20 protein-coding genes and 2 tRNA genes are annotated in these 22319 nt (G+C 36.7%); 8 read left to right on the plus strand and 14 right to left on the minus strand.

The window, feature by feature from the left end; all coding sequences use genetic code 11:
- The first annotated feature begins 95 nt into the window (after positions 1-95).
- A complete protein-coding gene (locus AWV75_RS08490) occupies positions 96-1124 on the plus strand; it encodes an SseB family protein (RefSeq protein WP_060873972.1) in 1029 nt (342 codons plus the stop codon).
- Between the two features lie 64 nt (positions 1125-1188).
- Here AWV75_RS08490 and AWV75_RS08495 read toward each other — a convergent pair.
- From AWV75_RS08495 to AWV75_RS08510, 4 genes are all read right to left on the minus strand, one after another.
- Positions 1189-1261, minus strand: a tRNA-Met gene (locus AWV75_RS08495).
- A 120-nt stretch (positions 1262-1381) separates the two neighbouring features.
- A complete protein-coding gene (locus AWV75_RS08500; RefSeq protein ID WP_060873973.1) occupies positions 1382-1999 on the minus strand; it encodes an NAD(P)H-dependent oxidoreductase in 618 nt (205 codons plus the stop codon).
- Positions 2000-2003: 4 nt separating this feature from the next.
- A complete protein-coding gene (locus AWV75_RS08505; protein ID WP_060873974.1) occupies positions 2004-2957 on the minus strand; it encodes an alpha/beta hydrolase in 954 nt (317 codons plus the stop codon).
- 1 nt (position 2958) lies between these two features.
- On the minus strand, positions 2959-3906 hold the full coding sequence (locus AWV75_RS08510) for an NADP-dependent oxidoreductase (protein ID WP_060874064.1): 948 nt from the start codon (positions 3904-3906) through the stop codon (positions 2959-2961).
- A gap of 86 nt (positions 3907-3992) precedes the next feature.
- On the opposite strand from AWV75_RS08510, the gene AWV75_RS08515 reads away from it, so the two are divergent.
- Positions 3993-4847, plus strand: a complete 855-nt coding sequence (locus AWV75_RS08515) for a helix-turn-helix domain-containing protein (RefSeq protein ID WP_231738070.1) — start codon at positions 3993-3995, stop codon at positions 4845-4847.
- Here the strand turns inward: AWV75_RS08515 and AWV75_RS08520 are convergent.
- The 4 genes from AWV75_RS08520 to AWV75_RS08535 form a co-directional block, all read right to left on the minus strand.
- Complete coding sequence (locus AWV75_RS08520) at positions 4844-5686, minus strand: hypothetical protein (RefSeq protein WP_060873975.1); 843 nt, start codon at positions 5684-5686, stop codon at positions 4844-4846. The genes AWV75_RS08515 and AWV75_RS08520 overlap by 4 nt on opposite strands.
- 90 nt (positions 5687-5776) lie before the next feature.
- Entirely contained in the window at positions 5777-6409 is a 633-nt protein-coding gene (locus tag AWV75_RS08525; protein WP_060873976.1) for a peroxiredoxin-like family protein, read from the minus strand.
- 275 nt (positions 6410-6684) lie between these two features.
- A tRNA-Met gene (locus AWV75_RS08530) sits at positions 6685-6757 on the minus strand.
- 142 nt (positions 6758-6899) lie between these two features.
- A complete protein-coding gene (locus tag AWV75_RS08535) occupies positions 6900-7556 on the minus strand; it encodes a CatB-related O-acetyltransferase (protein ID WP_060873977.1) in 657 nt (218 codons plus the stop codon).
- A 164-nt stretch (positions 7557-7720) separates the two neighbouring features.
- Here AWV75_RS08535 and era point away from each other — a divergent pair, with 164 nt between their 5' ends.
- The 3 genes from era to AWV75_RS08550 all read left to right on the plus strand — a co-directional run bounded on the left by era (position 7721) and on the right by AWV75_RS08550 (position 12812).
- Positions 7721-8608, plus strand: coding sequence for a GTPase Era (gene era, locus AWV75_RS08540; protein ID WP_060873978.1), 888 nt, complete (start codon positions 7721-7723; stop codon positions 8606-8608).
- Between the two features lie 66 nt (positions 8609-8674).
- A complete protein-coding gene (der, locus tag AWV75_RS08545; protein WP_002987617.1) occupies positions 8675-9988 on the plus strand; it encodes a ribosome biogenesis GTPase Der in 1314 nt (437 codons plus the stop codon).
- A gap of 61 nt (positions 9989-10049) precedes the next feature.
- Positions 10050-12812 carry an outer membrane beta-barrel protein gene (locus AWV75_RS08550; RefSeq protein WP_156424186.1) on the plus strand — a complete coding sequence of 921 codons (2763 nt, stop codon included), beginning with the start codon at positions 10050-10052 and terminating at the stop codon, positions 12810-12812.
- A gap of 52 nt (positions 12813-12864) precedes the next feature.
- On the opposite strand, the gene AWV75_RS08555 is transcribed toward AWV75_RS08550, so the two are convergent.
- From AWV75_RS08555 to AWV75_RS08575, 5 genes are read right to left on the minus strand one after another with little or no spacing between them, the layout of a single operon-like run.
- The gene (locus AWV75_RS08555; protein WP_060873979.1) at positions 12865-13689 is read right to left on the minus strand and encodes a TPM domain-containing protein; all 825 of its coding nucleotides are present in this window, start codon (positions 13687-13689) and stop codon (positions 12865-12867) included.
- A 6-nt stretch (positions 13690-13695) separates the two neighbouring features.
- Positions 13696-14136: a TPM domain-containing protein gene (locus AWV75_RS08560; RefSeq protein WP_060873980.1), complete on the minus strand. Its 441-nt coding sequence runs from the start codon at positions 14134-14136 to the stop codon at positions 13696-13698.
- 6 nt (positions 14137-14142) lie between these two features.
- The gene (locus AWV75_RS08565; RefSeq protein ID WP_060873981.1) at positions 14143-14727 is read right to left on the minus strand and encodes a LemA family protein; all 585 of its coding nucleotides are present in this window, start codon (positions 14725-14727) and stop codon (positions 14143-14145) included.
- A 15-nt stretch (positions 14728-14742) separates the two neighbouring features.
- Entirely contained in the window at positions 14743-15072 is a 330-nt protein-coding gene (locus AWV75_RS08570; RefSeq protein ID WP_002987612.1) for a MerR family transcriptional regulator, read from the minus strand.
- Positions 15072-16049 carry a M23 family metallopeptidase gene (locus AWV75_RS08575; protein ID WP_060873982.1) on the minus strand — a complete coding sequence of 326 codons (978 nt, stop codon included), beginning with the start codon at positions 16047-16049 and terminating at the stop codon, positions 15072-15074. The genes AWV75_RS08570 and AWV75_RS08575 overlap by 1 nt, the downstream gene beginning before the upstream one ends.
- Positions 16050-16266: 217 nt before the next feature.
- On the opposite strand from AWV75_RS08575, the gene alaS reads away from it, so the two are divergent.
- The 3 genes from alaS to AWV75_RS08590 are packed head-to-tail and all read left to right on the plus strand — an operon-like array spanning position 16267 to position 20564.
- The gene (gene alaS, locus AWV75_RS08580; protein WP_060873983.1) at positions 16267-18903 is read left to right on the plus strand and encodes an alanine--tRNA ligase; all 2637 of its coding nucleotides are present in this window, start codon (positions 16267-16269) and stop codon (positions 18901-18903) included.
- Between the two features lie 59 nt (positions 18904-18962).
- Positions 18963-19919 carry a GSCFA domain-containing protein gene (locus AWV75_RS08585; protein WP_060873984.1) on the plus strand — a complete coding sequence of 319 codons (957 nt, stop codon included), beginning with the start codon at positions 18963-18965 and terminating at the stop codon, positions 19917-19919.
- 12 nt (positions 19920-19931) lie between these two features.
- On the plus strand, positions 19932-20564 hold the full coding sequence (locus AWV75_RS08590) for a DUF4230 domain-containing protein (protein WP_060873985.1): 633 nt from the start codon (positions 19932-19934) through the stop codon (positions 20562-20564).
- A gap of 1 nt (position 20565) precedes the next feature.
- Here the strand turns inward: AWV75_RS08590 and AWV75_RS08595 are convergent, their stop codons facing one another.
- Positions 20566-22314 (minus strand): aromatic amino acid hydroxylase, encoded by a 1749-nt coding sequence (locus AWV75_RS08595; protein WP_060873986.1) that lies wholly within the window; start codon positions 22312-22314, stop codon positions 20566-20568.
- Positions 22315-22319 lie beyond the last annotated feature (5 nt).

Below are 22319 nucleotides of genomic sequence, written 5' to 3' on the forward strand. Positions count from 1 at the left end.
TATCTTTAGTGATTATAGATAAACGCTCACCGTTATTCCGTTTGTGCATAGAAGAGCGTATGAAACGCCGATGAAGCAAGTATAAAAGCAAGTAAATGAAATTATTCGATATTTTTAAAAAGAAGAAAGAACAACCCTCTACTTTTCCTGAAAATGAATTAGAACGTTATTTAATAGAAGGTGCATCTAGTATTGATGCACAGAAATATTTTTATCAAAAGTTGATGTGGAACCAACTGATTGTGTTGACTCCAGATGGAATGGAATTAGAAGAAGGAGAGCAAACAGTTGGAGGAAATACCACGGTAAAACTGGTGTCTTTTGATGGAGGACATATTCCCGTATTTACCTCGTTGAATCGCGTTTTTGATCAGGAGATCATGAAGGGAAAAGTGTCGTATATCAGTTTGAAGGGACAAGATTTATTTAGTATGACGAAAGGTTCTACTTTTATTTTAAATCCCTATTCTCCCTATAGTAAAGAATTGTTACCACTGGAGATTGAACAGTTGATGAATGGGACGATATACGATCAGATTGATGCAGATGAAGCCGAAAGGCAACATATTGAACAATTCAATACCCTCTATGACTTAGCGTGTGAAAAACAGCAGGATCTTATTCTGTTGGAAGAATACCGCATGCAAGAGTTGAATGCTGAGGATCAAGCAAGATTAGAAGAATCTGTGCATTATTTTAAACAATGTCTGGCGTTAATTGAAGATCATTGGCCTAGTATGGTATTGATGGCAAAAGCGCTGCAACGTTTGGAACGCCATGAAGAAGCGTTTGCCTTATTGGAAAAAGCGTTTGTGATTAATGTAGAGAATCACTCTATTCCGATGGAGGCTGCTTTAGAAGCCGTTCATTTACAAGATTTGGAGAAAGCGTTGTACTATTCTGAAGAATCCATGAAACGAAAACCCAATGATTTTGCCCTGATGGGTAATCACGCCATGAATTTGGTTTTGGCAGAACGAGATCATGAAGCATTAGATTTAATTGAACAAGCTTTGGTACTAAAGCCTAAGGATGAAGTCAATGAAAATGTGAAAAACTTAATTACAGAAGTGATGGCGGGGACTCGTAAACGGCCAACAATGGAGGAAACCGTGAACGGTTAACAGTAAACCCTTCATCATAAACCAAAAAAAAGACTTAATCGTGAGATTAAGTCTTTTGGCTTAGTAGCGGGAACAGGACTCGAACCTGTGACCTTCGGGTTATGAGCCCGACGAGCTGCCTACTGCTCTATCCCGCGCTATTGTGGTGCAAATATACAAACTAATAATGGTATAAAACAAATAAAAAAGTAAAAAGTTTATGGGATTATTTCTTTATGGTGTTAACTAACTGATTATTAGTTTGATATTAATTGTACTTAATTCGAAATGTCATTTGATATTACTTCAGAAAGATGTTTTTCGACATCTTCTTTCGCTTTTTCTTTCATTTGTAAGAGGAGTTGATGGATGTCATTCGGACTATAATCATTTAGAGGACCAAATACTTCTGCTTGTTCTACCTGTACACCGCAATAGGCTAATATGCCTTCTTGTAGAGGAATTGAACCACTTTCACGATATACTGATTGATGAATTTCTGGAGATAAATCGCCCATGGTTACTATGATACGAGCTGTTTTGCCTTGTAAAAGACCTTCAGTATGTGTTGTAGTATGATGTTTAAATACTAAACCTGGTAAAAATAAACGATCAAAGAACCCTTTCATGATTGCGGGCATACCCACCCACCACATCGGATGTATCCAAACTTGATGGGTACTCCAATAAATATCGTCTAAGGCGCGGAGTAAATCGGGTTCTAATTCCATGCGTTGCGCATAACCATATTGAAGATTGGGATTAAAGTGTAATTCACCAATAGCGAGATAACGAACAGTGGCGCCTAAAGCCTGTGCTGTTTCGATATAGGTTTGTGCCAATGTGGCATTGAGGCTAGTTGGATTAGGATGTCCATTGATGACTAAGAGATTCATAGTATTATTGAATAAAAATGGTTTTTAAATAAGTAATTTGTTGTTGCCAAAAGTCGCGAGCCATGGCTGTCGGGAAAAAGTCAAATACATGTGTAGCACCTTTTACTTCAAAAAATGCAGTTGGAACTTGTGCATCCTTGAGTTTGTCCGCATAGTGTTTAGCCTCATCTTTGAGGGGGTCAAACTCCGCTACAACTAAAGTTGTTGGAGGAAGATCAGCAAAATTCGATTGCAAGTAAGGCACTGCATATGGCGGTGGAGCCTCATGATGTGTGGCCAAATAATACTTCCACATAAAAGTGGCAGCAGATTTGGTTTGCATCGGTGCATGAGCTAAAGTCTGCATGGAAGGCGTGAGCAAGCGGTGATCCATCGGCGGATAGAGCAGATATTGATGTCGTAGTACAACTTCCTGTTTGTCTCCGGCTAAATGAGCAAGTGAAGCTGCAATAGTTCCTCCTGCACTACTTCCACCTATGCTAATGTTTTCTTTATTTCCTCCCAATTGATCAGCTTCTTGTGTTAACCAAAGTAATGCATCATAAGCATCTTCTAAGGCTGCAGGAAATGGATGCTCAGGAGCTAATCGGTAATCGACGGATACAATTGAAATATTCAAGGCCAATGCTAAGGGGTAAAAAATAAAATCATATTGTTCTGGAGTACCATATATAAAAGCACCGCCGTGAAAATACAGCAACACCGGAAGATTGCTTTGTCCCTGTGGTCGATAGGTTCTTAATCCGATGGTTCGATTAACCTCTCGAGAGGGGATTGCAAGGTTTTCAACGACTAAACCTTCTGGAATTGCTAAAGGCTCTTCCTGATCCGCTAGTTGTTGTTCTTCAATGCGAATTTGTGCAGGGTTATGGGCTAATAAATAATCGTAGTCAATTTGGTTATAAGGACTTTCGTGGATGGCTTGTAGCAGCTCGATGGAAATATCTTGTTGTATCATATTAAAATTTAATTACTATTTTACCTACGGTATGTCCGCTTTCTAGTTGCAGATGGGCTTGTGGTAATTCTTCAAAAGAATAAATGTGTGACAGATGCGGTTTGATATGACCCGCTGCTAACAGTTGAGCAATCTGCTTCATATCCTCTTGACTAGCATACACCGACATAAAATAACAAGCATGTAAAAATTTAGCTTGTGCTTTTTGTTCATCTTCCTTTGTATGTCCAGATGGTAAGGTAACAAGGGTTCCAAAAGGTTTGAGTACTGCAACGGATTTTTGAAAATTTGTTCCTCCTATGGATTCCAAAACAAAATCAAGGTTACTCAATTCTTTTTCAAAATCAACTTGACGGTAATCCAGATGCTCGTCTGCCCCTAAAGAAAGCACAAAATCTTTGTTGACTGCAGAAGAAGTAGCAATGACATAAGCACCAAGGTATTTTGCGATTTGTACAGCAAAATGTCCGACGCCACCAGCAGCGGCATGAATGAGTAAACGATCATGGGGACGTAATTTTCCATACGATGTGAAAGCTTGCCAGGCAGTCAATGCGGCTAGTGTGCTCGCAGCAGCTTCTGCATGAGAAATATTGGTGGGTTTTACTGTCAAATGATGGGCGGGTGCAGCGACGTATTCTGCATACGTTTGTCCATGGCCTACAAAGTTGACCATGCCAAATACTTCATCACCAATGGAAAAGTCAGTTACCGCATTACCTACTTTAACTACAATTCCTGAAATATCCCACCCTAAAATCAAGGGATGATATTGAAGAAGTTGTTCAGCTAAAGGGGCTTGACGCTTCCGAACTTTAACATCTACAGGATTGATGCTAATCGCTTTGGTTTGAATGAGTACTTCATTTGCTTGAGGTTGAGGAATTGGAATATCTTTATAGTGGAGATGTTCAATCCCTCCAAATCCTTCTAATGTAATGGCTTTCATCATCTTCTATATTTTTTTAGCAAAAATAGACTGATAAAATGAGGTTTTTTAGGTATAAATTAAGTGTATTTCGGTATCTTTGCAACATGGCAAAAGAAAATATGTACCAGGCGCTGGAGGTGTACTATGAAAAAATAGACAGTTGCCCTTTGCGCGATAGACAATTTAATTTTTTTGAATTGGTTTATGTCATTTCAGGAGAGGGGAGTCATGCTGTAAATGGCAATCGAATTCCATTTCAAAGAGGAGATCTATTTTTAATTACTCCTCAAGATTGCCATGAATTTGATTTAGAGGGGATGTGTGAATTTATGGTGATTCGTTTTGGCGAATCCTATGTCAAGGAGTATCAATGGAAGAGCATTGATCACATTGAATGCTTGCTGTATTATGCTTCTCATTTATCAGCTTCTGTATTAGTTCACGAAGAAGATAAACGACTCGTTGCTCAGTTGATGCAGACGCTACAAGAAGTATTGAAGATTGAATTGATGTATAATGAAGACCTAATTCGCCCCATGGTCAATGCGATATTGGTGATAGCTGCTCGCAATATTGCTCGTATTCAGATGAAGCCCATGGAAGTTAATACAGATGCGAAAATGATGCAGATACTCCACTATATTCAAGCGCACATTCGCGAACCAGAACAGTTGAAAGTGGCGGTTGTTGCAGCGCGTTTTGGACTTTCAGAAACGTATTTGGGGAGTTACTTTCGCAAACAAGGTGGTGAATCCTTTCAAGCGTATATTTCAGCATATAAAATTCGACTAATCGAACATCGTTTGCTCTTTAGTGAAATGCGTATCAATGAGATTGTCCATGAATTTGGATTCGCAGATGAAAGTCATTGCAATAAATTTTTCAAACGACATAAAGGAATGAGTATGTCAGCTTTTCGAAAGATGGAAAAAAGTAAAAAGTTAATAGAACAAGATTAGTTCTCTTTTTGCTTCTCTGAATGTTGAATTATGTTATCGATTGTTTTATTAGATAACACAACAAAGTCAGATTTTTTAAAATCCCAAATACTCTTGTATTCTTCTGAAACTATGATATGAGTTCCCCAGTTAACGTACGGAGCATATAGCATTAGGGTACATACATCAGTTGCGGTGGGTAAATGCCCTGTTTCAGATGTGTGAGAGTGCATTGTACTTAGAATAGTATGATTACCTTCTGTTGCTTCGGTTTGGATAGGAATAATATTTTGATGTAATTGTTTTTTTGTACGGATCTTATTTTTTTTATCGAAAGTAATCAGATAATCATTGCCAAAAATAACAACTCCACCCGTAGTTGGACCAGTAAGAACATATACTTTTTTCTCCTTTTCGTGAATGAGGGGAACCAAGTTTAAGTTAGTGTTTTTATATCGTTTAAAAAGCGTATCGTTAGCAATATTTTCTAATGCAATTTGCCTAATTGTATACAACTCTAATTCCTTTTGGCTAAAAGGACGTTCTTTTATGTCAACCTTCGCTTGTTGTACGTTATAATCTTTATTAAAAGTAATAGTGCCTAGTACTTGCGGGTTTGGTGTTTTGGAAAAAAAGATACAAATAGAAGTTTCTTCTTCTACATAGGAAAGATAACCTCCAATATTTTCTTCGTTACTATATTGAGGAAGGAATAGATCTGTACCATACCAAGATGCCATTTCGGAGCGATATAGGCGGATTCCTTCATCAAGAATTTCTTTATGTTGCTTATCTATTTTTGATTGAGCAAAACAAGGGATTAAAGAAAAAGTGAATAAGATGAAAATAAAATGTTTCATGGTGAATAAGATGATGTGATTGGCTAAGGTAAAACATTATCTCATTAATATTAAATAAAAAGCATCCCAGTTGGAATGCTTTTTATGTATTTAAATGTGTGAAATTATTTCATCTATGTCTACTCGATTCATATAATTAGTATCGATAAAAGTATAAGTAATGGTTCCCGTTTGATCCAGTACAAAAACAGCTGGAATTGGTAGTTCGTTGTAATCATTCCCATTGAAAGAAGAAAGCGTAATACCTAACTTTTCATAGATAGGTAATATGAAGTCTTGTAAGGAAAAAGAAATGCCCAATTGTTTGGCTAAACGATTGTCTTGATCGGTCAATACATCAAAACCTAGCGCATGATTGTTTTTTAATTCTTCATTATACGTTGCTATCTGTGGTGAAATAGCAACTAATGTAGCTCCTTCGAAGTCTTGTAAACGATCTTGCAGGGCTTTTAATTCAAGATTACAGTACGGACACCAATTTCCACGGAAGAAAGCAAGGATAACGTTTCCTTTTTGCAAGAGTTCTTTTAGTTCAACGGGTTGATTAAGCGTATTTGAAAGTTTAAAATTGGGAAAAACTTGTCCTACTTTTGGAGCTTGATTTTCTAATCCTTGACTTTTCAAATCGGCAATGGATTGACCAAAGGCTTCGAGTATTTCTGGAGGTAATTGAGAAGCTAGATTTTCATTTAGCGCTTCAATTTGTTGGGCTAATGTTGTCATGTTTACGATATTTTACCTGCAAATTTTTTGAAATAAAAGCAAAATAACAATACCGCATATTTTTGTCCCTACGGGATAAAAAAGTCAATATTGAATTAGGAGGGGGATATCGTAAAAAAAAGATTAATAAAATTTTGATGGATGAAGAGGTAGCCCTTTATAATCTCAGGGAATGTGAATTGATAAAAAAGATGATTGTTGCCCTTATTTCATTCAACCCTTCACCGTAAACCAAAAAAAAAGACCTAATCGTTAGATTAAGTCTTTTGGCTTAGTAGCGGGAACAGGACTCGAACCTGTGACCTTCGGGTTATGAGCCCGACGAGCTGCCTACTGCTCTATCCCGCGCTATTGTGGTGCAAATATACAAACTAATATTAGTACAAACCAAGTAAATGAAAGAAAAACTTTTAATAAAAAGGACTGCATTGGCTTTTATTGGTCGTAATCTACTGGTCAATAGGGAGATGTGGTTCTGTTTTTTTTGTAATTATTTGAGTATACTGTTTGTTTGATCGTATAAACGGCTTTTTTCTTCTAAAACAGCAATAGCATTGGCACTGATGTAGGGTTGTAAAGCTTTAAATTTCGCTTCCGGCCAATCGTATAGATTCAATTGAAGTAAACGCGCGATGGTTGTTTCATCAAATCTTGTTTTGATAGGCTTGGCAGGATTGCCTGCAACGAGGGTATAAGGAGCCACATTTTTGGTCACCACCGCACCAGAAGCAATAATTGCTCCCTCGCCAATGGTAATTCCAGGCATAATCATCGCACGCATACCAATCCAAGCTCCATCGCCAATGAGGGTATCTCCTTTTCCTTCATAAGATTCTCCTATGGTTTCAATAAAAGGATATAAACTAAACCAATCGGTACGGTGTGTGTTGTTACCTCCCATTAAGATTACCGCTTCAGCAGCAATGCAAACATAGGAACCAATATAAAGTTGATCAATAGGCCAAGCAGGTTCCCATTGACTTGTACTATAAGCATCTCCATATAAATAACGTACAACACTTTCTTCAAATGAACCACTCCAAGCGGCACTGTAATAACTGGTATTTCCTTTAATGTGTATATTGGGATTTTTAACCGTTTCGTGTAAATATTCTACTATTGACCAATGTTTTTGGTTTGTAATCATAAAATTGTATTTGCTTTAAAAAAGATAAAGCTAGTAAAATCGCATATAAATCAAAATTTTGATCTCCCAAAAAGCTTTTTGGGAAGGATTTAAGTCGAGTTCTTTCATTTTTTTTCAACTATCTCATTGATAAAAACTACCTTTGTAGCGAAAAATATATTTTTATGGCACATAAAGCTGGATTTGTGAACATTATAGGTAATCCCAATGTAGGGAAATCTACCCTAATGAATGCATTAGTAGGAGAGCGATTATCAATAATTACATCAAAAGCACAAACAACAAGACATCGTATTCTAGGAATTGTAAATGAAGAGGAGTATCAAATTGTATTTTCTGATACCCCTGGTATTATTAAACCAGCGTATGAATTACAAGCCTCAATGATGGACTTCGTAAAGTCTGCTTTTGAAGACGCAGATGTTTTGATTTATATGGTAGAAGTTGGAGAAAAAGAATTGAAAGACGAAGCTTTTTTCAATCGAATTATTCACTCAAAAGTGCCTATTCTATTGTTGTTGAATAAAATTGATAAATCCAATCAACTTCAATTGGAAGAACAAGTAGAATTGTGGAAATCAAAAGTACCTAATGCGGAGATTTTCCCGATTTCAGCTTTAGAAAAATTTAATACACAAGCGGTGTTTGATCGTATTTTGGAGTTAATTCCAGAATCACCACCTTATTACGCAAAGGATGCCTTAACGGATAAATCAGAACGTTTCTTTGTGAATGAAATTATTCGCGAGAAGATTTTATTGAATTATGATAAAGAGATTCCTTATGCCGTAGAAGTCGAAACAGAGGAGTTCAAAGAAGAGGAGGATATTATTCGAATCAAAGCCATTATTATGGTGGAGCGCGATACACAAAAAGGAATTATCATTGGTCATAAAGGAGCTGCTTTGAAAAAAGTAGGAATTGCTTCTCGTGAAGAGATGGAGAAATTTTTTGATAAAAAAGTGCACTTGGAACTTTTTGTGAAGGTAAATAAAGATTGGAGATCGAGCGATTATCAGTTGAAACGTTTCGGATACAATCAAAAAAAATAGAGAAATTAAATAATAGCGTCAAATATTGCATTGAAATATTAACTTTGCGAGATATTTAAATAGTATATGAGTAGTATAGTAGCCATAGTTGGGAGACCAAACGTAGGAAAATCCACTTTCTTTAATCGCTTGATTCAAAGGAGAGAGGCAATTGTAGATTCGGTTAGCGGGGTAACCCGTGATAGAAACTACGGCAAATCAGAATGGAATGGAAGAGAGTTTTCTGTCATTGATACAGGAGGATATATCAAAGGTTCTGATGATGTTTTTGAAGAAGAAATCAGACGCCAAGTAGCATTAGCTATTGAAGAGGCTGATGTTATCATATTTGTAGTTGATGTAGAAGAGGGAATTACTCCTATGGATGCTGAGGTAGCTAAATTATTACATCGTGAGACAAAACCTGTTTTTGTAGCAGTGAATAAGGTGGATAGTGGAAAGCGTATGGAAGATACGTATGAGTTCTACAATTTAGGATTGGGTGAAATTTACCCAATTGCAGGAATGAGTGGTAGTGGTACAGGTGATTTATTAGATGAAGTAATCAAAGTATTGCCAGAAGAGGAAGTAAGAGAAGAGAGTGAAGATGGAGAACTACCTCGTTTTGCTGTAGTAGGACGTCCAAATGCTGGAAAATCAAGTTTCATCAATGCGTTAATTGGTGAAGATCGTTATATCGTAACGGATATTGCTGGTACAACAAGAGATGCCATTGATACACGTTTTACTCAATTTGGATTTGACTTTAATTTAGTAGATACTGCGGGGATTCGTAGAAAGACAAAAGTAAAAGAAGATTTGGAATTCTACTCTGTGATGCGTTCTATTCGCGCGATCGAACACAGTGATGTTTGTATCTTGATGGTGGACGCTACGAGAGGGTTTGAAGGACAAGATCAAAATATTTTCTGGTTAGCAGAGAAAAATAGAAAAGGAATTGTTATTTTAGTAAATAAGTGGGACTTGATTGACAAGGATACACTAACGTCAAAACAATTCGAGGATAAAATTCGCGAAAGCATTGCTCCGTTTACGGATGTGCCTATTGTGTTCACGTCAACTATTACAAAACAACGTTTATTAAAAGCGTTAGAAACTGCAGTTCAAGTATATGAAAATAGAAAAAATCGCATTTCTACGTCTAAATTTAATGAAACAATGTTGCCAATCATTGAACATACTCCTCCTCCAGCAATTAAAGGAAAGTATATCAAGATTAAATATTGTATGCAGTTGCCAACACCATCGCCTCAATTTGTGTTTTTTGCTAATTTGCCTCAATACATTAAAGATCCTTATAAAAGGTTTGTTGAGAATAAATTACGCGAAATTTATGACTTTAGCGGTGTGCCTATAGATATCTATTTTAGACAAAAATAATTGTAATTATACTAAAATATACGGTCTTTGTTTGTGAGAACAAAGACCGTTTTTTATTGCTATGAAGAAACTAATTTGCATCTTAACTGTATTTGTTAGCCAGCTGATATTCAGCCAATCAACAGTTATCTTCAAAGGTCAATTGACGGATTCTGTAAAAAATCCATTAGAAGCCGTTACGGTTTATCTCGTGAAAGAAAAAGACAATGCTGTATTAGAATACAATATGTCGAATGCGGAAGGAAAGTTTGATTTGAAAATAAAACTACCAGAGGAAAAAATACTCTTCAAAGCCAGTATGGTTGGATTTAAACCTTATACTAAAGCAATAGAGAAAACAGGAGAATCGACCTATGACCTCGGGGTAATACGCTTACAAGAATTGGTAACTAGTTTGGATGAGTTAGTCATTACGGCAGATGTTCCGCCAATTCGCGTGAAAAAAGATACCTTGGAGTTTAATGCGTCTTCTTTTTCCGTTCGCCCTGATGCTAATCTTGAACAATTGTTGAAGCAATTGCCCGGTTTTCAGATTGATGAAGACAAAAAGATTACAGTAAATGGCAAGGAAGTAAAAGAGATATTGGTTAATGGAAAACCATTTTTTGGAGAAGATGGCAAAATTGCGTTAGAAAATTTGCCTTCGGAAATCATCAATAAAGTTCAGGTAACAGATAAGAAAACGAAAAAAGAAAAATTTACTGGAGAGCGAGCAAGATCGGAAGATGCAAGTATCAATATTACGATAGATGAAGAACATAATAAAGGATATTTTGGAAAGATAACTGGAGGTTATGGCTCGGATAAGCGCTATGAAAGTAGCTTGTTCTTTAATACGTTTTTCAACAAAACCCAGTTGAATGTGATTGGTTCTGCCAATAATATCAATGCCATGGGCTTTTCAATGGATGAGGTATTCGATAATATGCGGATGGGAAAAAGCTCTGGTGGAATTACGGAATCGAGAATGTTAGGGGTGAACTTCGTACAAGATATTAATACTAAATTGAAAGTCAACGGAAGTTATAATTATAATTTTTCGGATACAGAAAGTAAAAATCGATCAACAGTAACGCAATTTTTACCTTCTGGGGAGTTTGTAAATAATTCAGAATCGGAAGCAAATAGTGATTCAGAAGGACATTCTGCCAATGTGTCGATTGATTATATAGGGGAGAAGGATTCATTCTATATTATGCCTAATTTTCAAACCAACTATTCCCGTTCAGTAACGAGTTCGAAAGATCAAGCCCTCAATGAAGCGGGAGAATTATTGAATGATAGCGAATCGTATGCAACAAGTAAAGGGGATAGTAATTCTTTTTCCAATGCCATGCGCTATATGCGAAAATTGAAAAGAGATCGACAGTTTTTTACACTTGAATTTATGAACACAAATAGTGTAAATACGAGTGATGCGCTACAAGAATCGACTACGCGTTTTTATAAATCAGAACAAGAGGATGATATTCGTCGTCAATTTCAAACGCAAAACAATACTAATGATACCTACCGTTTCGCTATGGAATATAGTCAACCGATTACGGATTCATTGACGTTGTTAGTCGGGAGTAATTGGGATAGAAATCAAACAATTACGGATGCAAAAGTATTTGATTACGATGAAGCAACACAGGAGTATTCGGAGTTAAATACGCTGCAGACCAACCGTTATAATACTGTTCAAACAACAGTAGCGCCCTATGTAGGATTGAACTATAAGTATAAAAAGTGGTTCGCAGATTTTAATACGTCTACGAATATGGTTAAGAACAGTGTAGAAGCCTTATATAACAATCAAATATATTCCTTGGATAAGAAATACATCGACCCGAATGTTCGCCTTAATTTGAGCTATGCCATGGGAAAGGGGAGTTATTTCTGGATGATGTACAACTATAATGTTAGCTATCAAAGTGCAACGCAATTGTTGGATATTGTAGATGTAAGTAATCCACTACATACGTCGGTAGGAAATCCTGATTTACGCCCAACAGGGAATCATGGGGTGAATCTGAGTTACCGATCGTATAACTTTCAAACGCGATCAGGTTATTCCCTGAATGGTAATATTAACTTCATGAATAATAGCATTGTGAATGCTGTAGATTACGACGAAGATAGAAAGAGTATTTCTACTTATAAAAACGTTTCTGGAGCGTATAATTGGTCTTTATATGGTTCTTGGTATCGATCAGAAAAGTGGGAGGCCTTGACGATGCGCTATGGTATTAACTTGCGTTACAACCAAAATGTCAATAAAGGATATATCGATGGAGTTACGTATGATGCAACGACCAATGGAATAAGCCCAAGGGTATATGTGAATTTAGACTACGGTGAATTGTTTCGAATTTCACCTTCTTATAACTACAACAGAAGTTGGTCAAGCTATAAGAATTTTAGTATAGATCGAGCAAGTAATTTTGTTCACAATGCAGCATTGGAAACAGTGGTGTATTGGCCGAGTAAATTCACCATAGGGAATGATTTTACGTATACCTATAATTCTCAAATAGCTTCAGGCTATAATCGAGATTTCTATATGTGGAATGTGAGTTTAGCGTATGAGTTTTTTAATGATCGCTTTAAAGCTAAAGTTAAAGTATATGATATGTTGAATCAAAATACAAGTTCAAGGCGAACAATTGATGCAACATCGATTGTAGATTCAGAAAGTTTAGTGCTTAAGCGTTATGTGATGTTTTCTTTAACGTATAGTTTAAAGGCTTTTGGAAGTAAAGAAATGAGAGGGAATAGAGGAAGCTTTGGTGGACCTGGTGGTGGCCGTAGAGGAACTGTCATACAAAGAGGAGGATATTAAAAAACAATAAGGGGGATGTTGATCATCCCCCTTATTGTTTTTATTTGATGGATTACCAGCTTCCACTTGATCCACCACCAGAGAAACCTCCACCTCCGAAGCCGCCGCCAAATCCGCCGCCGCCGCCAAAGCTTCCACCTCCGCCAAAACCTCCGCCTCCGGAGCTTCTGCCAAGGTTACTGAGGATAACCATGCTGGTTAAATCATCTAAGAAACCACGGTGACCTGAGTTGCCTCGACCACCTCCATTGTTTTTATTTTTGTTAAATAGAATCGTACCTACTATCAAAGCGATAATCGCTATCAAGCAGAATAGCCCACCTATTTCATTGTCGCCATCCATACGAGCGTCTTTATCCGCTTGGTATGTTCCAGCAAGCATTTCCATAATACCATCTACTCCTGCATTTAGACCCGCATAGTAATCTCCTCGTTTAAACTCCGGAATAATTCTATTTCGAATCAATTCTCCTCCTTGACCTGCCGTAATTTGCACTTCAGCACCATACCCAGGGTAAATGCCTATTTGTCTTTCTTCCGCAGCCATGAGGATTAAAACACCATTGTCTTTTCCTTTTTGACCAATACCCCACGTTTGCCCCCATTTAGGACCTAGAATACCAATGCTTTCTCCTTTTAGAGAAGGAATGATAATGACAACAATCTGCGTGGAGGTTGTATCACTATAGTTGATTAACTTTTGTTCTAATGCTTTGTTTTGTTGACTGCTTAGAAGCTGAGCATAATCATAAACGGCTGTTTGTTTTGTACCTGTAGGCTTTGTTGGAATATCAAATTGCGCATAATTGACTTGCGACCAAAGTAAAAAGAAAGCAAATACAACAAATGATAAGACGCTGTTCTGTAGTTTTCGCATGTTGAGTTAAGCTTTTGATATTTCGTTTGATAGTTCATTTTTGTTTTCTCCTGTAGCAGGGAAATACACTTTTAATTGACTACCTGCTTTGAGAATTCCATAAATAAGCCCCTGTTTGAATAACCCTTGTTTAAAGTGATTGATAACAAGTTCTTTGGTTCCTTCCCAAAAATTTTCTTCCTTTACGCGTTGATCAATTCCCTTATCGCCAAGAATAACAAAAGCTTTGGAGCTTAAACAGATATAGAACAAAACTCCATTTGCATGCGTCGTTTTGTCCATAGCGAGTTCAAAAAATACCTCTTGAGCTCTTGTATAAGGTTCTTTTGTTGTTTGTGTTTCAATGTGAACCCTAATTTCTCCTGTGGTATTTTTCTCCGCTTGTGTAATGGCTGCTAAAATTTCTTGTTCATCCGAAGGACTTAGAAACTGATGAATTGGTTGCATAATCAATTAGAATTTTACTTTTGGCGCACTTTCAGCTCCGGCTTCTGCTTTAAAGAATGGTCGTTCTGCATAGCCATTCAAGAAAAATTTATTAGGTACTTTTAAAATATATCCATTGTACACTTGTACTGCCTCATTGAAGCGGCTGCGTTGTGTAAAGATTTGATTTTCAGTACTCGCTAATTCATCTTGTAATTTCAAGAAGTTTTGATTTGTTTTTAAGTCAGGATATTTTTCTACCGTAACTAATAAACGCCCCAATGCACTAGAAACCCCAGATTGTGTTTGTTGGAAGTTTGCTAATTGTGCTTCTGTCATATTTGTTGGATCAATCGAAACGGAAGTTGCTTTTGCTCTTGCATTAACAACGGCTTCTAAAGTTGATTTCTCAAAATCAGCTGCTCCTTTTACTGTTTCGACTAAGTTTCCAATTAAGTCATTTCTTCTTTGGTAGGCACCTTCAACATCTGCCCATGATTTATCCACGGCTTGTTTGTGTCCTAAAGCTGTATTTTGATAGTTCATGGATAACAAGAAGTATCCCCCAATTAATACAACTAATACGATGATAATAGGTAACGCTTTTTTCATTTGTTTTTTTCTGTTTTAAAGTTCGTTTTTTATACTTATTAATGTTTCTTTAATGTATTCTAATCGCTTGATGATTTCAAGGTTATCTACAGCTTCTTTTGGTTTGAGTTTTAGCTGTTCTTTGGCTCCCTCTAAAGTAAATCCTCTCTCTTTGACTAGATGGTAAATTAATTCAAAGTTTTTGACATCTTGTTGCGAGAACATGCGATTGCCCTTGGCATTTTTTTTGGGCTTGATGATGTCAAATTCTTTTTCCCAAAAACGAATCAAAGAAGTGTTGACGTCAAAAGCTTTTGCAAGCTCGCCAATACTGTAATATCTTTTTTCAGGTAAATTAACTTTCATTAGTCTAGAGATTGATTTTCGTGATTAGCTTCTTGTAATAATAGTTCAAATTCTTTGGCTGAAATATCGCCATAGTAATAATTTAATGGATTCACAGGATTTCCTTTGTAGTGGACTTCATAGTGTAAGTGGGGGCCAGAACTTCGTCCTGTACTTCCTGCATAACCAATGATATCCCCTCTTTTTACGGTTTGCCCTGGTTTAACGTTATATTTACTCAGGTGGGCATAACGCGTTTGATATCCATATCCGTGTTCTACTTCGATTAAATTACCATAACCAGAAAGTTGATTGTTGGCTCTTGTTACTTTTCCATCTCCAGTAGCGTAAATAGGCGTTCCTATGTTGACAGAAAAGTCCATCCCAGAGTGAAACTTCTTAATCTTCGTAAAAGGGTCACTTCGATAACCATAACCCGAGGCCATGTGTTTTAAACTTTCATTCTTTACAGGCTGAATGGCCGGAATAGCTGCTAATAATTTTTCTTTTCCTTTTGCCAAATTAATAATGTCATCTAAAGAACGTGATTGTATAGCGGTTTGCTTGGCAATGAGATCTATTTTTTCAGTCGTCAATCGCAATAGCTTTTCGTTTTGTAAGTTTTTAAACTCTTTGTAGCGATTAATTCCCCCTAATCCTGCTTTGCGTTGCTCCTCCGGAATAGGAGCTGTGTTGAAGTAAGCCCTGTAAATTTCGTTATCACGAACTTCAAGTTCATCTAAAACTTCCGCAATAAGATCAATTTTCTTGTTGAGTAAGGTATAGTTGGTTTTAAATTCTGCAACTTCTCTTTCTAACATCTTCTCTTTGGGTGTAGCTAGGATATTTGAATTAATTAAAATAAATAATCCCAATAAACCAAAGGCAGCTGCAGATAGGATGAACAAGAATATGTTTACGATTCGCTTAGAAGATTTGGGACGTATTCTGTGAAACGCTAACTTTTCGGAATCGTAATAATATTTTACCTTAGCCATAATTTAAAAAACACTATTTTTGCACTAATTTTGTAAACACCCTTGTTTGGTTTAAAAAGGCATTAAACAACAAATTTAAACAATGTTTTGGTTTAATACTTGGTAAAATAACAAATGGAAATAAAAAATTAACACATTTTGTTGGTTAAAAGGGTAGTATACAATGCAATTAGCAAGTTATTTAAATGTTTGATAGAAAATATTAGTTTCCGAAAATATGAAATCACAAGAAATTCGTCAGAAGTTTTTAAACTTTTTTGAAGAAAAGGGACATTTAATCGTTCCTTCAGCACCGATTGTTTTAAAAGACGATCCAACTCTAATGTTTAACAACTCTGGAATGGCCCAGTTTAAAGAATATTTTTTAGGAAACGCCACGCCGAAAAGCAAACGTATAGCAGATACACAAAAATGTTTACGTGTTTCTGGAAAGCATAATGACTTAGAAGATGTAGGTTTTGACACGTATCACCATACGATGTTCGAAATGTTGGGGAACTGGTCATTTGGGGATTACTTCAAAAAAGAAGCAATCGCTTGGGCATGGGAATTTTTAACGGAAGTTTTAAAACTAGAAAAAGATCGCCTATATGTGTCCGTTTTTGAAGGAAATCCTGCTGAAAATGTACCATTTGATCAAGAGGCTTTTGATCTTTGGAAACAGTATGTAGCCGAAGACCGTATTATTCTAGGAAATAAAAAAGATAACTTTTGGGAAATGGGAGATCAAGGGCCTTGCGGACCTTGTTCTGAAATTCACATTGATTTGCGTACAGACGAAGAAAGAGCAGCCGTTTCAGGTTTTTCTTTAGTTAATGCAGATCACCCTCAAGTAGTAGAGATTTGGAATAACGTATTCATGGAATTCAACCGTAAAGCGGATGGTTCTTTGGAGAAATTACCAGCTCAGCATGTGGATACTGGAATGGGATTTGAACGTTTGTGTATGGCTATGCAAGGAGTAACATCTAATTATGATACAGATGTATTTACACCTTTAATCCGCAAAGTGGAGGAAATCACTGGATTGAAATACACGGATAATACAGTAAAAGACATTACAGAACAACAAAATAAAACCAATATTGCCATTCGTGTAATTGTCGATCACGTTCGCGCAGTTGCTTTTGCTATTGCTGACGGGCAATTGCCATCAAATAACGGGGCAGGGTATGTTATTCGCCGTATTTTACGTCGTGCAATTCGCTACGGATTTACGTTTTTAGGAACAAAAGAACCTTTTATTTATCAATTAGTTGACGTACTATCGGTACAAATGGGCGCTTTCTTCCCGGAAATCGTAGCACAAAAAACGTTGGTTGAGAATGTAATCAAAGAAGAAGAAGCTTCCTTCTTGCGTACTTTAGAACAAGGTTTACATTTATTGGATCAAGTGATTGAGAAAACGAATGGAAAAGTAGTAGATGGAGCAAAAGCATTTGAACTATATGATACGTTTGGATTCCCTATTGACTTAACCGCGTTAATTCTAAGAGAAAAAGGATTCGAATTAGATGAGCAAGGGTTTGAAGTTGCTATGAATGAGCAAAAAACGCGTTCAAGAGCAGCATCAGAAGTATCTACTGATGACTGGACAATTCTAATTGGCGGTAATGTAGAGCAGTTTGTTGGTTACGATCAATTAGAAAACCAAGTAAAAATTACACGATACAGAAAAGTAGATAGCAAGAAAGATGGTAAATTATTCCAATTGGTGCTTGATGCAACGCCATTCTATCCAGAAGGTGGAGGTCAAGTTGGTGATTGTGGGGTAATCGTTTCTGCGAATGAAGCTATTCCGGTTCTTGATACTAAAAAAGAAAACAATTTAATTTTACATATTGTAAGAGAATTACCAGCGAATGTAGAAGGAACTTTTACAGCAAAAGTAGATGTAGAGGCTCGTCAACAATCCATGGCGAATCACTCAGCAACACACTTATTGCACCAAGCATTGCGTACGATTTTAGGAACACATGTGGAGCAAAAAGGTTCCTTAGTGTCACCTACACATTTGCGTTTTGACTTTTCGCATTTTGCTAAAGTGACAGAAGAGGAATTACAACAAGTAGAAGACTTTGTAAACAGTCGTATTCACGAGCAATTACCGCTTATTGAAAGACGCAGTATTCCTTTTAATCAAGCAGTTGCTGAAGGAGCAATGGCTCTTTTTGGAGAGAAATACGGAGATGAGGTACGTGCTATTCGCTTTGGTGAAAGTATGGAATTATGTGGAGGAACGCACGTTCAAAATACCGCTGATATTTGGCAGTTTAAAATTGTAAGTGAAGGAGCTGTAGCAGCAGGAATTCGCCGTATTGAAGCGATTACCAATAAAGCGGCAAGAGCTTTTTATGCAGACCAAGAAAACACGCTGAAAGAAGTAAAGGCTGCATTGAAAAATCCACAAGATACGTTGAAAGCAGTCGTGGCTTTACAAGATGAAAATGCAAAACTTAAAAAACAAGTAGAGCAATTGTTAAAAGAGAAAGCTAAAAATCTAAAAGGAGAGTTGAAAGGGCAAATCCAAGTAATTAACGAGGTGTCTTTCTTAGCTGTAGAAGTGGATTTAGATGCGAATGGAGCAAAAGACTTAGCGTATGAACTAGGAAGTGAGTTAACTAATCTTTATGTGGTGTTGGGATCTAATGCGAATGATAAACCGATGTTAACTTGTTACGTTTCTAAGGAAATTGTTGAGGTAAAAGGATTAAATGCTGGACAAATCGTTCGTGAATTAGGAAAATACATCCAAGGGGGTGGAGGAGGACAAGCCTTCTTCGCAACAGCAGGAGGTAAAAATCCAGATGGAATGAAAGAAGCCATCAGTCACGCTATTGATTATTTGAAATAATATATTGATAAAGAAAGATTCCTATTCGTAGGAATCTTTTTTTCTTATACCTAGTAGAGATGAATTTTAGTACTGTTGTTCCCCTATCCTATACCGGAAAAAAGATTACCTATGAAGATAAAATTCTTTGTTTGGGATCTTGTTTTGCCGTTAATATTGGGGAGAAGTTTAAAGCATATCAATTTCAACAAACCATCAACCCATTTGGGATCTTATTTCATCCTAAGGCGATTGAAAAATTGGTCGAATACGCAGTAAAGGGGTATGAATTTACTGCTTCAGATGTTTTTGAGCACCAAGAAATTTGGAGTTCTTTTGTGGCGCATTCTGATTTAAATGAACTGGAACAAGAAGATATCGTGACCAAATTGAATGTCAAATTATTTGACTTACAAGTAGCCTTACGTGAAAGTGCTTTCATTACGCTTACTTTTGGTACCGCTTGGGTATATGCAGTAAAAGAAACAGGGGAGATTGTAGCGAATTGTCATAAAGTACCGAATACACAGTTTGACAAACGCTTGCTTTCATATGAAGAGGTATTGGCGAGTTATCAACACATCATTACGTTGATTCGCACCGTTAACAAGGAGGCACAAATTTTGTGTTCTATATCACCTGTACGTCATAGTAAAGATGGTTTTGTGGAGAATCAACGCAGTAAAAGTATCTTACTTGCCGCTTTACATAGTACTATGGATGCTTTACAAGATACGAAAGTAAGCTATATTCCCGTTTATGAGATAATGATGGATGAATTGCGCGATTATCGTTTCTACAAGGAAGATTTGATCCATCCTAATGCTATTGCGATTCAGTATATATGGGAACGCTTTGTTGCCTATTATATTGACGAACAAATGTATACTGTAATGAAAAAAGTGGATGAAGTTCAGAAAGGATTGAATCATCGTCCCTTTAATCCAACAGCAGAACAACATTTGAAGTTTTTAGATACGTTGATTGAAAAAATTGACGATTTATTAGAGCGCTATCCGTTTATGAGTTTTAGATAATTAGTGTAGGTTATGAGAAAAGTATTCAAAATTGTATTTTCTTTCTTTATTGTGCTATTCTTCATGTTTATGGGGGTAGTGATTTATCAATATACATTTGGGAAGTCAACGAGTAATGTAGAATATAATTCGGACTTGATCCAAGAGCAATTGAAAAATGTAAGTAAATTGATTGTGACAGAGGCGAATTATACGCAAGTCATGACCTATCAAGATCAACAGAAGTATTTGTTGAATCTCGTTTCCTTTACGAAAAAAGCAGTAGTCATTGTCAATGCGAAAGCAACCGTGGAGTATGATTTGACGCAGTTGCAATACCAAATTGATGAAGAACACAAGGTGGTTCAGCTGTTGCATATTCCAGAACCGGAGATTCACATTTATCCAGATTACAAATTATACGATGTAGAGACGAGTACATTCAATCCGTTTACTGGAGCGGATTACAATAAGATTAATGCAAAGATAAAAGAAGATTTACAACGCAAGATTGAGCAATCCAGCTTAAAGTCGAATGCAGAAAATCGCTTGACTAGTGAATTGGGTAAATTATTAGTGGTGACTAATATGTTAGGATGGCGATTGGAATATCAAGGAAATACTATAAAAAAAGAAAGTGACTTATCAGCCACTTTCCCTATGTAAATTATGCTTGTTCAATAATACTTACTCCATCTAGAATTAAATGAGCAACCTTGGGTCTCTCAACCTTTAATTGTTCTAGACGATGCATGGCTTTTTGATAGAGTGCTTCCTCTTTGTTTTGTTTAGCTAGTTCTAAAATCTCAACAGTTAATAACCAGTCCGAAGGGTAAGTTGATAGCAACGTATCTAAAATGGTGTTTAAATCGGTTGCTTTGTTTTCTTCGCGCATTAAACGAACCGCTTGATAAAGTCCTTCTAACTTTATTTTTTCTTCGTCTCTTTTGGCTTTAATTGTTTTAGATGATGGAACGTGGTTCACTAGATCAAAACTCTTATAATCTGCTGGTCCAGAGAAGGCAGAAATTACATCTGCACCAACGGCCATATCATAGGTACCCCATTCCGGTTGGAATAAAACAGTAGTTCCATGTTTAACCATACAATCTCTAAAGCTAATTAGAATAATTTTACCATGGATATTGCGGATACCTGTAATATTTGTTCCAGATACAGTAATATCTCCTTCAAATTCCAGTGTCACGGGTTGACCTTCAAATAAATTGTAGGCTTTTAAATCACGTGGACTCATATCTTCAATGGCTAAGTTGATTCCTTTTAAACGACCTAGAGCCGTTCCAAAACCGTGAGGATGTGTTTCTGTTCCGTGTCCAACAAGTTCTTTTTCTCTATAGGATAGTGCGGTAGCTCCTGTTGTTTGTATATAGGCCGGTTTACCTTCATGCTCGATGACATTGGTAAAGTTTCCTGAAATTTGAATACCTGTATTCAATTCGATTGTACCTAGGGCTTTGGAGTCAATTAGTTTTTGAATTCCCTCTAATCCACCTTTGCGTATTGCCATTTTATTGGCAAAATTTTCCAAAACTTCACTCAAATAAGCAAAATCTGGGGTAACATATAGTTGAGGTTGAGGTTTAGTAATATCAAAACCTTGATTAGCCGCTTCGATCGTGTACGGTAGTTTAACTACGTTATCCGTCATACACCAAGCACTCTCTCCAATGGAAGACAATAATCCAGCACCGTAAATTTTAGGATTGTCAACCGTTCCGATTAACCCGTATTCTACCGTCCACCAGTGTAAATTTCGAATTAAAGCCATTTCTGAAGGTGCTGTTGTGATTGCTTGTAAGCGATCAACTTCATCTTCTGCTTTTTTAATATCTTCTTCGGCTACACCCTCTGCTTCTTTTAAGATGGATAATAAACGAATAGCTTCGTAAATTTCATAATCATGAGCGGATGAAATAGCCTTACAGCCAATCTCTCCAAAACGTCTTAAGTATTCTGCGTATTCTGGATTGGCAATAATAGGAGCGTGTCCAGCTCCTTCGTGAATGATATCTGGAGCAGGTGTATATTCAATATTTTCTAATTGTCTAATATCAGAGGCAATAACAAGTACTTTGTAGGCTTGAAATTCCATAAAGGCATTAGGTGGAATAAAACCATCTACAGCGACAGCAGCCCAACCAATTTCCTTTAAAATTCTATTCATACCATACATACTTGGAATTGATTCAACCGAAATACCTGTTTTACTTAATCCTTCCAAATAGGAGTCGTGGGCTACTTTAGATAGATAGTCGACATTTTTGCGCATGACGTAGCGCCATACCGCTTGGTTGATGGGAGTATAGTCCTCATAGTCTTGCGGCTTGATAAATTGTTTCAAGTGAGGAGGTAATCGGTCTATTAATTCGTTGCTTTCGTATTCTTTTGCGTTCATAGTAT

The organism is Myroides odoratus (assembly GCF_001549985.1).
Taxonomy (GTDB): domain Bacteria; phylum Bacteroidota; class Bacteroidia; order Flavobacteriales; family Flavobacteriaceae; genus Flavobacterium; species Flavobacterium odoratum_A.

Coding starts and splice junctions, on each gene's coding strand:
- AWV75_RS08490 (WP_060873972.1), top strand. CDS start 96: ATGAAATTATTCGATATTTTTAAAAAGAAGAAAGAACAACCCTCTACT.
- AWV75_RS08500 (WP_060873973.1), bottom strand. CDS start 1,999: ATGAATCTCTTAGTCATCAATGGACATCCTAATCCAACTAGCCTCAAT.
- AWV75_RS08505 (WP_060873974.1), bottom strand. CDS start 2,957: ATGATACAACAAGATATTTCCATCGAGCTGCTACAAGCCATCCACGAA.
- AWV75_RS08510 (WP_060874064.1), bottom strand. CDS start 3,906: ATGAAAGCCATTACATTAGAAGGATTTGGAGGGATTGAACATCTCCAC.
- AWV75_RS08515 (WP_231738070.1), top strand. CDS start 3,993: ATGGCAAAAGAAAATATGTACCAGGCGCTGGAGGTGTACTATGAAAAA.
- AWV75_RS08520 (WP_060873975.1), bottom strand. CDS start 5,686: ATGAAACATTTTATTTTCATCTTATTCACTTTTTCTTTAATCCCTTGT.
- AWV75_RS08525 (WP_060873976.1), bottom strand. CDS start 6,409: ATGACAACATTAGCCCAACAAATTGAAGCGCTAAATGAAAATCTAGCT.
- AWV75_RS08535 (WP_060873977.1), bottom strand. CDS start 7,556: ATGATTACAAACCAAAAACATTGGTCAATAGTAGAATATTTACACGAA.
- era (WP_060873978.1), top strand. CDS start 7,721: ATGGCACATAAAGCTGGATTTGTGAACATTATAGGTAATCCCAATGTA.
- der (WP_002987617.1), top strand. CDS start 8,675: ATGAGTAGTATAGTAGCCATAGTTGGGAGACCAAACGTAGGAAAATCC.
- AWV75_RS08550 (WP_156424186.1), top strand. CDS start 10,050: ATGAAGAAACTAATTTGCATCTTAACTGTATTTGTTAGCCAGCTGATA.
- AWV75_RS08555 (WP_060873979.1), bottom strand. CDS start 13,689: ATGCGAAAACTACAGAACAGCGTCTTATCATTTGTTGTATTTGCTTTC.
- AWV75_RS08560 (WP_060873980.1), bottom strand. CDS start 14,136: ATGCAACCAATTCATCAGTTTCTAAGTCCTTCGGATGAACAAGAAATT.
- AWV75_RS08565 (WP_060873981.1), bottom strand. CDS start 14,727: ATGAAAAAAGCGTTACCTATTATCATCGTATTAGTTGTATTAATTGGG.
- AWV75_RS08570 (WP_002987612.1), bottom strand. CDS start 15,072: ATGAAAGTTAATTTACCTGAAAAAAGATATTACAGTATTGGCGAGCTT.
- AWV75_RS08575 (WP_060873982.1), bottom strand. CDS start 16,049: ATGGCTAAGGTAAAATATTATTACGATTCCGAAAAGTTAGCGTTTCAC.
- alaS (WP_060873983.1), top strand. CDS start 16,267: ATGAAATCACAAGAAATTCGTCAGAAGTTTTTAAACTTTTTTGAAGAA.
- AWV75_RS08585 (WP_060873984.1), top strand. CDS start 18,963: ATGAATTTTAGTACTGTTGTTCCCCTATCCTATACCGGAAAAAAGATT.
- AWV75_RS08590 (WP_060873985.1), top strand. CDS start 19,932: ATGAGAAAAGTATTCAAAATTGTATTTTCTTTCTTTATTGTGCTATTC.
- AWV75_RS08595 (WP_060873986.1), bottom strand. CDS start 22,314: ATGAACGCAAAAGAATACGAAAGCAACGAATTAATAGACCGATTACCT.